The sequence below is a fragment of the Allobosea sp. GW821-FHT12C12 genome, assembly GCF_058807355.1.
Genome location: NZ_JBXAQP010000008.1, coordinates 45,001 through 58,629, shown reverse-complemented (window position 1 = coordinate 58,629; position 13,629 = coordinate 45,001). Strand labels below are relative to the sequence as shown.

The 13,629-nt window shown below is 67.8% G+C and carries 15 protein-coding genes and 1 rRNA gene (1 of these 16 only partly in view); 12 read left to right on the top strand and 4 right to left on the bottom strand.

Features of this window, described 5'->3' with window-relative positions; all coding sequences use genetic code 11:
* Positions 1-16 precede the first annotated feature (16 nt).
* Positions 17-256, bottom strand: a complete 240-nt coding sequence (locus AC1RRW_RS13085; RefSeq protein WP_492901200.1) for a hypothetical protein — start codon at positions 254-256, stop codon at positions 17-19.
* 272 nt (positions 257-528) lie between these two features.
* Here AC1RRW_RS13085 and AC1RRW_RS13080 point away from each other — a divergent pair, with 272 nt between their 5' ends.
* A complete protein-coding gene (locus AC1RRW_RS13080) occupies positions 529-753 on the top strand; it encodes a hypothetical protein (RefSeq protein WP_492901199.1) in 225 nt (74 codons plus the stop codon).
* A 174-nt stretch (positions 754-927) separates the two neighbouring features.
* On the top strand, positions 928-1,149 hold the full coding sequence (locus tag AC1RRW_RS13075; protein WP_492901198.1) for a hypothetical protein: 222 nt from the start codon (positions 928-930) through the stop codon (positions 1,147-1,149).
* Here the strand turns inward: AC1RRW_RS13075 and ccmB are convergent.
* Complete coding sequence (ccmB, locus tag AC1RRW_RS13070) at positions 1,146-1,832, bottom strand: heme exporter protein CcmB (protein ID WP_492901197.1); 687 nt, start codon at positions 1,830-1,832, stop codon at positions 1,146-1,148. The genes AC1RRW_RS13075 and ccmB overlap by 4 nt on opposite strands.
* Positions 1,829-2,449, bottom strand: a complete 621-nt coding sequence (ccmA, locus tag AC1RRW_RS13065) for a heme ABC exporter ATP-binding protein CcmA (protein ID WP_492901196.1) — start codon at positions 2,447-2,449, stop codon at positions 1,829-1,831. Before ccmA ends, ccmB begins: the two co-directional genes overlap by 4 nt.
* Before the next feature lie 233 nt (positions 2,450-2,682).
* Here ccmA and acnA point away from each other — a divergent pair, with 233 nt between their 5' ends.
* The 8 genes from acnA (at position 2,683) to AC1RRW_RS13025 (ending at position 10,661) form a co-directional block, all read left to right on the top strand.
* Complete coding sequence (acnA, locus tag AC1RRW_RS13060; protein ID WP_492901195.1) at positions 2,683-5,394, top strand: aconitate hydratase AcnA; 2,712 nt, start codon at positions 2,683-2,685, stop codon at positions 5,392-5,394.
* Between the two features lie 205 nt (positions 5,395-5,599).
* Positions 5,600-5,881, top strand: coding sequence for an acyl carrier protein (locus tag AC1RRW_RS13055; protein WP_038358122.1), 282 nt, complete (start codon positions 5,600-5,602; stop codon positions 5,879-5,881).
* Between the two features lie 161 nt (positions 5,882-6,042).
* Positions 6,043-6,516, top strand: a complete 474-nt coding sequence (locus tag AC1RRW_RS13050) for a 3-hydroxyacyl-ACP dehydratase FabZ family protein (protein ID WP_492901194.1) — start codon at positions 6,043-6,045, stop codon at positions 6,514-6,516.
* Positions 6,513-7,640, top strand: a complete 1,128-nt coding sequence (locus AC1RRW_RS13045; RefSeq protein ID WP_492901193.1) for a beta-ketoacyl-ACP synthase — start codon at positions 6,513-6,515, stop codon at positions 7,638-7,640. The genes AC1RRW_RS13050 and AC1RRW_RS13045 overlap by 4 nt, the downstream gene beginning before the upstream one ends.
* Positions 7,641-7,648: 8 nt before the next feature.
* A complete protein-coding gene (locus AC1RRW_RS13040; protein ID WP_492901354.1) occupies positions 7,649-8,947 on the top strand; it encodes a beta-ketoacyl-ACP synthase in 1,299 nt (432 codons plus the stop codon).
* Positions 8,944-9,690 (top strand): SDR family NAD(P)-dependent oxidoreductase, encoded by a 747-nt coding sequence (locus AC1RRW_RS13035; RefSeq protein ID WP_492901192.1) that lies wholly within the window; start codon positions 8,944-8,946, stop codon positions 9,688-9,690. Before AC1RRW_RS13040 ends, AC1RRW_RS13035 begins: the two co-directional genes overlap by 4 nt.
* Before the next feature lie 257 nt (positions 9,691-9,947).
* Positions 9,948-10,232 carry a type II toxin-antitoxin system RelE/ParE family toxin gene (locus AC1RRW_RS13030; protein WP_492901191.1) on the top strand — a complete coding sequence of 95 codons (285 nt, stop codon included), beginning with the start codon at positions 9,948-9,950 and terminating at the stop codon, positions 10,230-10,232.
* A 105-nt stretch (positions 10,233-10,337) separates the two neighbouring features.
* Positions 10,338-10,661, top strand: coding sequence for a hypothetical protein (locus AC1RRW_RS13025; protein ID WP_492901190.1), 324 nt, complete (start codon positions 10,338-10,340; stop codon positions 10,659-10,661).
* A 157-nt stretch (positions 10,662-10,818) separates the two neighbouring features.
* On the opposite strand, the gene AC1RRW_RS13020 is transcribed toward AC1RRW_RS13025, so the two are convergent.
* Positions 10,819-12,849 (bottom strand): M23 family metallopeptidase, encoded by a 2,031-nt coding sequence (locus AC1RRW_RS13020; protein ID WP_492901189.1) that lies wholly within the window; start codon positions 12,847-12,849, stop codon positions 10,819-10,821.
* 229 nt (positions 12,850-13,078) lie between these two features.
* Between AC1RRW_RS13020 and AC1RRW_RS13015 the strand changes: the two genes are divergently transcribed.
* Positions 13,079-13,294 carry a hypothetical protein gene (locus tag AC1RRW_RS13015; RefSeq protein ID WP_492901188.1) on the top strand — a complete coding sequence of 72 codons (216 nt, stop codon included), beginning with the start codon at positions 13,079-13,081 and terminating at the stop codon, positions 13,292-13,294.
* Between the two features lie 163 nt (positions 13,295-13,457).
* A 16S ribosomal RNA gene (locus tag AC1RRW_RS13010) occupies positions 13,458-13,629 on the top strand (it continues 1,315 nt past the right edge of the window).

Genomic DNA, 13,629 nt, shown 5'->3' with positions numbered 1-13,629 from the left:
TCCCGAGATCGCGGCTTTACTGGCGATCGTCGCCCGATGCATTGGCGCCTCGCGTATCGATGACGCCGAACTGCTTCGAGCGCACGCCGTCGCCGGCCTCGATAAAGCCTTCCGCCATCAGACCGCGGCGCAGCAACTCGCGAACCGCGGCGGCGCGGCTCGGCATGCGCTTCTCGAAGCGCCAGTTCTCTACGGCCCGCAGCTCGTCCTGGCTGAGCATGATCTGAAGGCGCTCGACGCGCTCGTCCTCACCCATCTCTCCCACCCAACCGATTTATGAGTAAGTAACGTTATAGGGGGTTTTTCCGCCAATTCAAGCGGGAGCCCCACTGGAACCGTTTGCGCAAGGGCCCCCTTCGGCGGCAAATGCGCTTCCAGTGTAAGGGGTAGCGGCGGCGTCAGCGCCTCCAATATCGCCGGAAACGCCCAATGAGGCTCTGGCATCACTAGCTAATATATTGATTTTATTATCTTTTCTCTTGCGCAGACGCGATGCTTGCACTACATCTCGCAGCAAGGAGAATCACCATGCTGATCAAGCTGTCCGACGACATGCAGCGGGCCCTGGAAGCCAAGGTCCGGATGCGCATGAGCGAGACCGTCGTCATCGACATCGCCCAGACGGCTGAGGAAATCCGCCGAGCCTTCGCCGATCACAACGTGGCTCATGAGGACATTGCCGCCTCCGTGGCGCGCTTCGCCGTGACCTGCGGCTACCCGCTGCAGTTCTCAGGCCGGGCGGAGACCAACTGATCATGACGTAGCCGCGCGGCCCGACGGCAATACCGCAGGCTGCGGGCGAGCGCTTGCCTTGGAGAATTGTGTCGAAACTGGCTAAGTATTTGAAGAAATTTAATTTCATGTCTTTTGATATGGCGATCCGGAGTTGATCGCATAAGATCGTGTCGTCATCAGGAGGAGGAGCCGATGCCTACCATCCTGCCCGAATCCGTCCGCCGTCAGGTCGAACTCAGCGTCAGAACGAGCGGCGGAACCCTGTGTGTCGTCGATATCCGCGCCATGGCGGCGGAGATCCGCGCGCGGTTCCCGACCGAGGACGTCGCCATCCCCGACATCGCCGCGACCGCGATCCTGTTCGCCGGCCAATGCGGCATCGCGGTCGAGCTCAGCGGCCTCGCCGAACGCTAGTCAGCCTGCCGCAGGCTCCCCGCCGCCGCGACCGTGCCGATCACGATCGCGGCAAGTGAGATCGCGCACAGGATCAGGAACGGCGTCAGGAACGGGATCGTGCCGCCGATCGCGCTGTTGGCGGCCGAGACGCCGAAGATCAGCACCGGAACCGTCAGCGGCGCGACCAGCACGGACACGATCAGCCCGCCGCGCCTCAGCCCCGCCGCCAGCGCGGCCCCCGCCGCGCCGATGAAGCTCAGCGCCGGCGTCCCGACCAGAAGCGTTCCCGCCAGCGGCAGCATCGCCTGGCCCGGCAGAGCCACCAGCAGTCCGAGCAGCGGCGCGGCCAACGCCAGCGGCAGCCCCGTGGTCAGCCAATGCGCCAGCCCCTTCGCCAGCACCGCCAATTCCAGCGGCAGCGTCGAAGCCCGGATCAGGTCGAGCGAGCCGTCCTCCTCGTCGGAGTGGAACAGCCGGTCGAGCCCGATCAGCATGGCGAGCAGCGCCCCGAGCCAGAGAATGGCCGGGCCGATCTTCGAGAGCAGGTTGAGATCGGGGCCGAGCGCGAACGGCACCAGCACGACGATGGTCAGGAAGAAGACGAGCGCGAGCTCGCCGCCGCCGCCGGCCCGCGCCGCCAGCGCGAGGTCGCGCCGGACGATGGCGAGGAAGGCGCGACTCCAGGAGCTGTCTTGAGTCACGGTCCGATCCTGAGTTCGCGCGCGCCGTCGAGCCCGAGCGGCCCGTGCGTCGCGGCCAGGATCGCGCCGCCCAGCGCCAGGTGCTCGCGCATCAGCCCGGAGAGCATCGCCTGCGCCGCGACGTCGAGCGCGGCCATCGGCTCGTCGAGCAGCCAGAACGGCCGGCGCGAGACCAGAAGCCGCGCCAGCGCGACGCGGCGGCGCTGTCCGGCCGAGAGATAGCCGACCGGTAGCGCCGCGACATGCGGCAGGCCTATCAGCGCCAGGGCATCCTGCGGCGAGAGCGCGTCGTCGCCGAGCAAGGCCTGCGCGAAGAAGAGGTTTTCGGCCGCCGTCAGCGCCGTCTTCAGCCCGTCGCGATGCCCGACGAGATGACAGAGCTCGGCGAGCGCCGCATCGCCGCCGCCTGTGATCGCCAGGGTTCCGCCGGCGAGCCGCAGGCGCCCGCACAGCATCGCGATCAGGCTCGACTTGCCGGCGCCGTTGCGCCCGCTCAGCGCGATCGCCTCGCCGTTGCGCAGCGTGAAGCTCAGGTTCTCGAAGATCAGCCGCTCGCCCCGGCGGCAAGCCAGGCGCTCGGCGATCAGGGCGCGGTCCGGGAACGAATCCCGCCTCACGGCCGCGGCGTCTTCCCGAACGTCAATTCTTCCGTCAAGCAAGCGTGTCGATCCTGTAGCGGGCTTCTTGGAATTGATCTATAGAGCCCTTGGCTACGCCGCACGCCGATCCGGCGCGGGGCTCGGGCACTCCCGGGGCGGCGCGCGCGTCATGCGCATTAGGCCTTCGATCCGGGGCTCCTTGCAAGGGTTTACCGGCTCGCGACCGCAACCCCTTGATCAGGATCGCCCGCATGGCTTCGCTCGACTCGTTCAAGTGCCGCAAGACGCTCGCCGTCGGCACGAAAAAATACGTCTATTACTCGCTCAAGGCGGCCGAGAAGAACGGCCTGCCGGGCATTTCCCGCCTGCCCTTCTCGATGAAGGTGCTGCTGGAGAACCTGCTGCGCTTCGAGGACGGCCGCTCGGTGGTGAAGGCCGATATCGAGGCCTTCGTCGGCTGGCTGACCGACAAGGGCAAGGCCGGCAAGGAGATCGGCTTTCGCCCCGCGCGCGTGCTGATGCAGGACTTCACCGGCGTTCCCGCCGTCGTCGACCTCGCGGCGATGCGTGACGGCGTCAAGGCGCTCGGCGGCGACCCCAAGAAGATCAACCCGCTGGTTCCGGTCGATCTCGTCATCGACCACTCCGTCATCGTCGACGAGTTCGGCTCGTCCAAGTCACTGAAGCAGAACGTCGATCTCGAATACCAGCGCAACGGCGAGCGCTACCGCTTCCTGAAATGGGGCCAGCTCGCCTTCGACAATTTCCGCGTCGTCCCGCCCGGCACCGGCATCTGCCATCAGGTCAATCTCGAATATCTCGCCCAGACCGTCTGGACCGCCAAGGAAAAGGTCAAGAAGGGCAAGACCACGACGACCGTCGAGGTCGCCTATCCCGACACCGTCGTCGGCACCGATTCGCACACCACCATGGTCAACGGCCTCGGCGTGCTCGGCTGGGGCGTCGGCGGCATCGAGGCCGAGGCCGCCATGCTCGGCCAGCCGCAGTCGATGCTGCTGCCGGAGGTGATCGGCTTCAAGCTCACCGGCAAGCTCAAGGAAGGCATCACCGCGACCGACCTCGTGCTGACGGTCACGCAGATGCTGCGCAAGAAGGGCGTCGTCGGCAAGTTCGTCGAGTTCCACGGTTCCGGCCTGTTCGCGCTGACGCTGGCCGACCGCGCCACCATCGCCAATATGGGCCCGGAATACGGCGCGACCTGCGGCTTCTTCCCGGTCGATGCCGAGACGCTGAACTATCTCGAGACGACGAGCCGGAAGCCCGCCCGAGTCGCGCTGGTCGAGAAGTATTCCAAGGCGCAGGGCCTGTTCGCGACCCGCGCCACGCCCGATCCGGTCTTCACCGACACGCTCGAACTGGACCTCTCGACCGTGAAGGCCTCGATGGCCGGTCCCAAGCGCCCCGAGGGCCGCGCAGACCTGTCGACCATCAGGACCGGCTTCGCCGCCGCGATGGACGCCGAATACAAGAAGGGCGTCGAGCTCTCGCGCCGGGTCAAGGTCGAGGGCAGGCCCTTCGATCTTGGCCATGGCGACGTGGTGATCGCCGCGATCACCTCCTGCACCAACACCTCCAACCCCTCTGTGCTGATGGCGGCGGGCCTGCTCGCCCGCAACGCGGTGGCCAGGGGCCTGAAGGTCAAGCCCTGGGTTAAGACCTCGCTCGCGCCCGGCTCGCAGGTCGTGGCGGAGTATCTCGCCAAGGCGGGCCTGCAGAAGGATCTCGACAAGCTCGGCTTCAACCTGGTCGGCTTCGGCTGCACCACCTGCATCGGCAACTCCGGGCCGCTGCCGGCCGAGATCTCGAAGGCGATCAACGAGCAGGGCCTGATCGCGGCCGCCGTGATCTCCGGCAACCGCAACTTCGAGGGCCGCGTCTCGCCCGACGTTCAGGCCAACTACCTCGCCTCGCCGCCGCTGGTCGTGGCCTATGCGCTGGCGGGCTCGGTGCAGCTCGATCTGACGACGCAGCCGCTCGGCGTCGACAAGGCCGGCAAGCCGGTCTTCCTCAAGGAGATCTGGCCCTCCAACAAGGAGATCCAGGCCTTCATCGCCAAGAACGTCACCAAGGCGATCTTCAGGGCGAAATACGCCGACGTCTTCAAGGGCGACGCCAACTGGCGCAAGGTCAAGGCGCCGACCGGGCAGACCTATGCCTGGGAGGACGCCTCGACCTATGTGCAGAACCCCCCCTATTTCCAGGGCATCAGCAAGACGCCGACCCCGGTCGCCGAGATCGTCGGCGCGCGCATCCTCGGCCTCTTCGGAGACAAGATCACCACCGACCACATCTCGCCGGCCGGCTCGATCAAGGCCGCCTCGCCCGCGGGCAAGTACCTGATGGATCACGGCGTCGCCGTCGCCGACTTCAACCAGTACGGCACGCGGCGCGGCAACCATGAGGTGATGATGCGCGGCACCTTCGCCAATATCCGCATCCGCAACCACATGATGGGTCCGAACGGCCGCGAGGGCGGCTTCACGATCCACTATCCGAGCAAGGAAGAGCTGCCGATATACGACGCCTCGATGCGCTATCAGCAGGAGAAGGTGCCGCTGGTCATCTTCGCCGGCGTCGAATACGGCAACGGCTCCTCGCGCGACTGGGCCGCGAAGGGCACCAACCTCTTGGGCGTCAAGGCCGTGATCGCCCAGAGCTTCGAGCGCATCCACCGCGCCAATCTTGTCGGCATGGGCGTGGTGCCGTTCACGCTGGCCGAGGGCACGAGCTGGGCCACGCTCGACCTGAAGGGCGACGAGACCGTGACGATCAGGGGCCTCGCCTCGGTCAAGCCGCGCCAGATGCTGGAAGCCGAGATCACCTCGGCCGACGGCACGGTCAAGAAGGCGCCGATCCTGTGCCGCATCGATACGCTGGACGAGATCGACTACTTCAGGAACGCCGGAATCCTGCACTACGTCCTGCGCGGCATCGCGGCGTAAGGACGGGCGCCGCGCGGAACGCTCCCCGTCATGGCCGGGCTTGTCCCGGGCATGACGGGGACGGCACGAGGTTGTCCTCCTCCGCCCCCCGGTGTAAGGGGGCGGTTCGGTCATCCTCGGCGGGGGGCTTGGGGCAGGCGCGAGGGATCATCCCGCGCCCGGATGCCATCCGCCTCCACCTGATCATGAAGACGGGAGCACCCGCATGTCCGCCACGTTCGAGACGGTCGCCGGCATCATTTCGGAAACCTGCGACATTCCGCGCGAGAAGATCACGCCCCAGAGCCACGCCATCGACGATCTCGGCATCGACTCGCTCGCCTTTCTCGACATCGCCTTCGCCATCGACAAGGCCTTCGGCATCAAGCTGCCGCTGGAGCAGTGGACGCAGGAAGTGAACGAGGGCAAGGCGCCGGCCGAGCAGTATTTCGTGCTCGAGAACCTGTGCAAGCGCATCGACGACCTGGTCGCCGCCAAGAAGGCCTGACATCGTCTTATCCGTCGACAGCCCCCGTGCCGGAAGCCGGCATGGGGGCTGTCTTCGTTTCGGCGGCCGCGACTTGAGCCGGGCCGGCTCAGCCGCTAGAGCATAGCCGGCGTTTCGACGGGTTTGTCCCGGCGGCGCGCTTCATCGACGATCGGATCCGCATGCGCCTCGAATATTTCGACATGATCGACGAGGTCGTCGCGTTCGAGCCGGGCGGGAAGCGCATCGCGACGCGCTCGACGGTGCCGGCCGCGACCGCGAGCCCGGTCTTCGAGGGGCATTTCCCCGGCCATCCGCTGGTGCCGGGCGTGCTCCTGACCGAAACGATGGCGCAGGCCTCCGGCTATCTGCTGCTCGGCCTCAACGGCCTGGCCCAGATGCCGTTCCTGATGACGGTCGACAAGGCCCGCTTCCGCACCTTCGTCGAGCCCGACGCGGTGCTCGACGTCACGGCCGAACTGGCGATCGAGGGCTCGGGCTATGCCGCGACCAAGGCCAGGATCACGATCGCCGGCAAGCCGATCTGCGACGCCGAGCTGCGCTTCCGGCTGATGCCCTTCCCCGCCGACATGCGCACGCTGATGGAGACGCGCCTCGCCGCGATCGGCCTCGTTCCCCTGCAGGTTCCGGCATGAAGCGCGACGTCGTCATCACCGGCATCGGCATCGTCTCCAGCCTCGGAGAGGGCATCGAGACCCATGCGCGGGCGCTCGCGGCGGGAGGCCCTCCCGTGGTCGATGCGGCGGCCTTCGCGCCCTATCCGGTCCACCCGCTGAAACCGCTCGAACTCGACCTCCAGATTCCGAAGAAATCCGACCAGCGCCAGATGGAGCCCTGGCAACGGATCGGAGTCTACGCGGCGGGTCTGGCGCTCGACGATGCCGGCCTGAAGCAGGACGCCGAGGCCAAGGCCGTGCTTCAGGTCATCGTCGCGGCCGGCGGCGGCGAGCGCGACCACGGCGTCGATTCCGCCATCCTGACCGATCTGCGCGGAGCCGTCGCGCCGGGTTCGATGCTGAACGAGCGCCTGATGGGCGATCTGCGCCCGACCTTGTTTCTTGCCCAGCTCTCCAATCTGCTCGCCGGCAACATCGCCATCGTCCATGGCGTCACCGGCGCGTCGCGGACTTTCATGGGCGAGGAACAGGCCGGCGTCGACGCCGTCCGCACCGCGCAGGCCCGCATCGCCGCAGGTCAGGCCGAGGTGATGCTGGTCGGCGGCGCCTACAACGCCGAGCGCCGCGACATGCTGCTGCTGCTCGAACTCGGCGGCTATCTGCGCAAGGGCGATTTCGCCCCGGTCTTCGCGCGCGACGGCGCGCCCGGCGTCATCACCGGCAGCGCCGGCGCCTTCCTCGTGCTCGAATCGGCCGAGCGCGCCGCCGCGCGCGGCGCGAAGGCCCATGCGCGGCTGGGCCTTGTCGCCGCCGCCCGGAGCAGGCGCGCCGGCGGCTCGGTCGCGGCCGCGCTGCGGACGCTGATCGCCGGGCTCGGCCCGATCGGGCCCGGAGCATTGGCGATCTCGGCCGCGACCGGCGCGGCAGGCGTCACGGGTGAGGAGGCCGCCGCCATCGCTGCCCTGCCGGGCGCGAAACGCGTCGCCGCCGGCGATCTCGTCGGCCATGCGCTTGAAGCCGCCTTCCCGGTCTCGGTCGCGCTCGCCGCCGCCGCTCTCTCGACCGGGCAGGCGCGCGAGGCCGTCGTCACCGGCGCAGGCCATTGGCGTGGCGAAGGCGCGGCAAGACTGGTCAAGGCGTGAGGGACGTAATCGTGAGCACGCAGCACCGCGATTCCAAGGGCCGCCCGATCGTCGCCGTGACGGGGCTCGGCATCGTCACCTCGCTCGGCCAGGGCAAGCAGGCGAACTGGGAGGCGCTGACGGCCGGCAAGTCCGGCATCCACCGGATCGAGCGCTTCCCGACCGAAGGCCTGCGCACCACGATCGGCGGCACGGTCGATTTCCTGTTCGACGACGCCTTCAGCGCGCCCGAGCTGTCCGAGAAACTGGCGACGCTCGCAGCCACGGAGGCCGTCAGTCAGAGCGGGCTTGGTGAAGCGGGCGACTTCCCCGGCGAACTCTTCATGGCGGTGCCGCCGGTCGAGATGGAATGGCCGCAGAAGCAAAAACTGGCTCAGTCCATCGCCGGCGAAGTCGACTATGACGGCCTGCTGCGCGAGGCCGCGACGCTCAAGCACAAGGCCATGCACGAGATGTTCCTGTTCGGCGCGGTCGCCGACCGCATCGCCGACAGGTTCGGCACGCAGGGCTCGCCGATCTCGCTCTCGACCGCCTGTTCCTCGGGCGCGACCGCGATCCAGATGGGCGTCGAGGCGATCCGGCGCGGCGAGACCGAGGCTGCGCTCTGCATCGGCACCGACGGCTCGGTCCATGCCGAGGCGCTGATCCGCTTCTCGCTGCTCTCGGCGCTGTCGACCCGCAACGATCTGCCGGAAGCCGCCGCGAAGCCGTTCTCGAAGGACCGCGACGGCTTCGTCATGGGCGAGGGCGCGGGCGCGCTGGTGCTCGAGGACTACGACCACGCTCTGGCGCGCGGCGCGGCCATCCTCGGCGTCGTCGCCGGCTGCGGCGAGCGCGGCGACGGATTCCACCGCACCCGCTCCAGCCCGGACGGCAAGCCGGCGATCCTCGCCATGCAGGACGCGCTCGAAGATGCCGGCCTGACGCCCGACGACGTCGACTACATCAACGCGCACGGCACCTCGACGCCGGAGAACGACAAGATGGAGGCGATGAGCTGCGCCGCCGTCTTCGGCGAGCGCATGGCCCGCCTGCCGATCTCCTCCAACAAGTCGATGATCGGCCATACGCTGACGGCGGCCGGCGCGGTCGAGGCGGTGATCTCCTTCCTGACGATCGCGAACGGCCGCATTCCGCCGACGATCAACCACGCCAATCCCGATCCGGCGATCGCGCTCGACGTCGTCCCGAATGCGGCCCGCGATGCAAAAGTGCGCACCGTTCTCTCGAACTCGTTTGGCTTCGGCGGCCAGAACACCAGCCTCGTCCTGACGGCGGCGCCGCGAGCACCGGGCGTCGGCGCGTGACCCGCATTCTCGTCACCGGCGGCGCCAAGGGCGTCGGCGCGGCGATCGTCCGGGCGCTGGTCGCGGCGGGCCACGACGTCGATTTCACCTATCGCTCCTCGTCCGGGCAGGCGCTGGCGCTGGCGGCCGAGATCTCCAAGGCACATCCCGGCCGGGAGGTTAAGGCCCTGCCGCTCGATCTCTCCGACAGGGCCGCGCTCGAAGCCTTCTGCGAGGAGCGCGAGAGCGAGAGCTATTTCGGCTTCGTCCACAACGCCGGCCAGCCCTATGATTCGCTCGCCGCCATGATGGCGCAGGACAAGGCCGAGGCCGCGATGCAGGTCAATTTCTGGGCCTTCACCCGCCTCGCCAAGAGCCTGATGCGCGCCATGATCCGCGGCCGCGCCGGCCGCATCGTCGCGATCGGCTCGGTCGCGGCGCTGCGCGGCAACCCGGGCAACGCCGCTTATGCCGCATCCAAGGGCGCGCTGATCTCCTATGCCAGGACGCTCGCGGTCGAGACGGGCAAGCGCGGCGTCACCGTCAACGTGATCGCGCCGGGCTTCGTCGACACCGACATGATGGCGCCCTACGCCGCCCATCGCGACAAGATGCAGGCGCAGATCCCGGCCGGGCGCTTCGCCAGGCCCGAGGAGGTCGCGGGGCTCGCCGCCTTCCTGATGAGCGAGCCCGCGGCCTATATCAGCGGCGCCGTGCTGCCGATCGACGGCGGGCTGACGGCGCAGATGGGCGTGCATCGCTAGCGGCGACAACGCAGCGCGGTTCTGCCAGGTTCACGCCGAACCGGAGCGAACCGTCATGACGGCCGCGCGCTGGCCGCCGACACCGATCGCTCGCGGAGCTGGATCGCGGCGCGGGCGATGGAAGACTATGTCGCGCTGAATGCATTGGCAGATCGAGCAGATCAAGGCTGGCCTTGCTGAAGCCGATCGTGGCGAGTTTGTTGCCGAGGCCGAACTCGATGAGATCGAGGCGAAATCCAGGCCAGGATCGATCGTCAATGAAGATTGTCTGGACGCCGCGAGCCCGGCGCAACTTGCGCGACGCCGCACGCTATCTGACGCAATTCGATCCGCTGGCCGCGCCCTCGACGGTCAGAAACATCCGGAGCGAGCCAAGGCAACTCCTGCGGCATCCCGCGTGCGGACGTCCAGGGCGGATTGAAGGCGCCGGGGAACTGGCGGTGTCCGGCACTTCCTACATCCTGCCTTATCGCGTCCATGACGACGCGATCGAGATCATCGCGCTCATCCACACATCCCGGCAATGGCCGGAGCCATTCTGATCCATGTAGAAACGGCTTGAGCCGGGACTTCCCCTCCATCACAGCTGCCTTGCGACGACCCGTGGGGACTGCATCGATGAGATCGCGGCCGCCTGCGCCGTTGGATTGCTCGCCGCCCCCGCCCTCGCGCAACCGCGCGCGGCCGACGCCATCCTGATCCTCGACGCCTCGGGCTCGATGTGGGGGCAGGTCGAAGGCGAGGCCAAGATCGTCTGCGCCCGCAAGGCCGTCGACACCATCCTCGCCCGCTGGAAGCCGGCCGACCGGCTCGGACCGATGGCCTATGGCCACCGCGCCAAGGGCGAGTGCCGCGACATCGAGCTCGCCGTTCCGGCCGGGCCTGTCGATGCCGGCGCGATCCGGAAGACGAAGTCGGACAGGCCTTCGCCGCTGGTCTCGCGCGCCACCTTAAGACAGCGCGCGCCATAGCCGAGCGCGATCAGGCCGAAGACGGGCAGCACGACGATAAGCGAGGAGAGCAGGGCGGGGACGCCGGAGCCGGAGACAGGCCTGTCCCCTGCCCAAGCGGTGCGCGAGTCAAGCGTCCGGCGCGGCGCCGATGGGCCGATCGAGATCGGCCATGCGCTCAACGCAGCTGCGCAACCGTCCCGCCGGCGCGCTGGATCAGGCTCTGGATCTCATCGCGCTGACGCCTGAACTCGGCCAGCGCGGCGCCGTCGAGTTCGCGGCCGCGCGGCACGCGGATCTTCATCGGATTGACGAAATTGCCGTTGACCAGGACCTCGTAATGCAGATGGGCGCCGGTCGAGAGGCCGGTATTGCCGACATAGCCGATGACCTGGCCCTGCCGGACCTTGGCGCCGGGCTCGATGCCATTGCCGAAGGCGGACTGGTGCGAATAGGCGCTGACATAGCCGTTGGCGTGCTGGATCTCGGTGCGCTTGCCGTAGCCCGAATCCCATCTCGCCTTGATCACCGTGCCGTTGCCTGCCGCGAAGATCGGCGTTCCGCTGCGGTTGGCCCAGTCGATGCCCGTATGCATCTTGGCATAGCGCATGATCGGGTGGATTCGCATGCCGAAACCCGAGCGCATCTCGCCATCGGCGATCGGTTTGCGCAGCAGGAACTTCTTCAGCGACTTGCCGTCTTCGTCCAAATACTCGATCAGCCCGTCCTCGGGCGCCTGATAGCGGAACACGCGCCGCGTCTCGCCGCCGATCGTCAGCGAGGCGGACAGGATCTCGCCGCGCTCGCCCTCGTCATCCTCGGTGAAGATCACCTCGAGATTGTCGCCGGGGCGGACACGCTGCTGGAAATCCAGATCGTAGGAGAAGATCCGGACGAGCTCGTCTATCATCGGGCGCGGCATTTCGTGGCGCAGGCCGGTCTCGTAAAGACTCTCGTAGAGACGCGCGCCGCCCGCGCCTTCGTCGGCCTGCTCCTCCTCGTCGTCGGCGTTCTTGCGCTGCGGCCGCTGCGGGCCGACGATCTCCTGTTTCGGCAACGTCACGGGGACAAAGACGCCCTTGTCGTTGATCGCGATGGTGCCGTCGGGCTGGCCGGCGGCCAGCAGCGAGACGCGCACGATCTGGCGCGGATCGCCCGGCCTCGGCCCCGGCGCATAGAGCGCCTGCAGAACCTGCCCGTCCGGCAGCGGGCCGGTGCGGACCTTGCCGCCGAAGGCCTGCATCATGGCGCGGATCATGTCGGGGCCGGCGCCGGCGCCGCGCATCACCTGCTCGAAATTCTCGCCGCGGCGCGCGATCAGCAGCTTGTCCTCGACCAATGGCTCGCGCGAGGCCGCGATCGGCGTCTTCAGCGCGTTGGTGACGTTCTCGGGAACGACGCGGACCTCGATGCCCGAGAAGCGCGGCGTTCCGGTCGGAGGGGCGTAGGCGAGGATGCTCGTCTCGGTCGAGGCCGCGCCGCCCAGCGTGCGGCTCAGCATCAGCTGCGGCGGGATCGGCAGGGGGCGCTGGCGGCCGGCGGCGGCGGCGTTGGCGCGCTCCTCCTCGATCTGGGCGATCACCTCGGCGTCGCCGAGCTGCGCCCTGCCGACGGGGATCGCGGTCTCGCTCAGATCGCGCTTGACGATGGTGACGTCGGCATCGGGGACGTCGAGCACCGGCTCGGCGTAGCGCTCGTTCGGCTGGCCGCCCTCGGCGAACAGACGCAGCGGATTGAAGGGCGGGATGTCGGTCGCATAGACGCCGGTCGTCTGCGACAGGTTCGAGGCCAGCCGCACGAAGGGGCGCACGCGGATGACCTCGCGCTCGCCGACGCGCTGGGACATCGGCGCGCGCAGCGCGTGGCGGGCGGCAAAGACGGGCTGGTCGGCGACGAGCTTGTCGGCCTTGCGGGCCCCGCCGCCACCGGCCGAGCCCGAGGAGCGCGCGGTCGCCATTTCGGGCCGCTCGGGAAAGCTGGTGTCGCCGCGCATCGCGACCAGGATCGCCGCGCCCAGAAGCGCCGCGCCGCAGGAGCCGACCAGCGCGCAGGCGGCGAGCCAGCGCAGGGAGACGCCGCGCCGGTCGAGCGCCTGGGGCGAGGCGCCCTCGGGCTGGATAGGCGGTTCGATGCCCAGGTCGACGAGCAGCGCCGCGGCCTCGGGGGCGAGCGGTTCTGCCGGCATGTCGAATTCGGGATGGGCGTTCATCGTTGGTGTGTCTTGGGTCCGCCGTATGCCAGTCCTCAAAGCGCCGACGCGCGCGCCGTTCCCGACGCTCCATGCCGCGCAGCCCCCTTTGGCTACGGGACCATGCCCGCGTCGCCGCCCGGAATCAATCAGGCGGCTTCCGCCGGCGGGCTCGCTTTGACCGGCGAATGCGGCTGTTTGCGGGCGCTATCACATGCGCGCGCGACTTACAGAGCCGGATCGCCACGAAATGCCGTTCGTCGGCGAAAAATGCGGCCTTGTCGAAAAAACTTCAAAAAACGCGTTGACACCGAAAGGGGCGTCCGCCTATAACCCGCCCATCGAGACGGCGACGCCGCTGGCGCCGCCCTCTCCATCGCGCTTCACTAGAAACGCCAGGCCTTGTAGCCGAGACAATCGGCTCAAACTGCTGTCTCTGGTCGAGGCCACGCTGTTTGAAAACTGAAGACAGAAAGAGAAACGTGGACGGCGAAGTTCTTGCGGATTTGCCTAAGGGCAAGTCAGACGAGACTTCGGTGTGCTGCGTTTACAAGAGCCATCGCTGATTGCTTCGGCAATCAAGCAATGACTCCGTCAATACGCAGCGATGCCGGAACAAACTCAGGATACAATCTGAGAGTTTGATCCTGGCTCAGAGCGAACGCTGGCGGCAGGCTTAACACATGCAAGTCGAACGGGCACTTCGGTGCTAGTGGCAGACGGGTGAGTAACACGTGGGAACGTACCTTTCGGTTCGGAATAATTCAGGGAAACTTGGACTAATACCGGATAAGCCCTTCG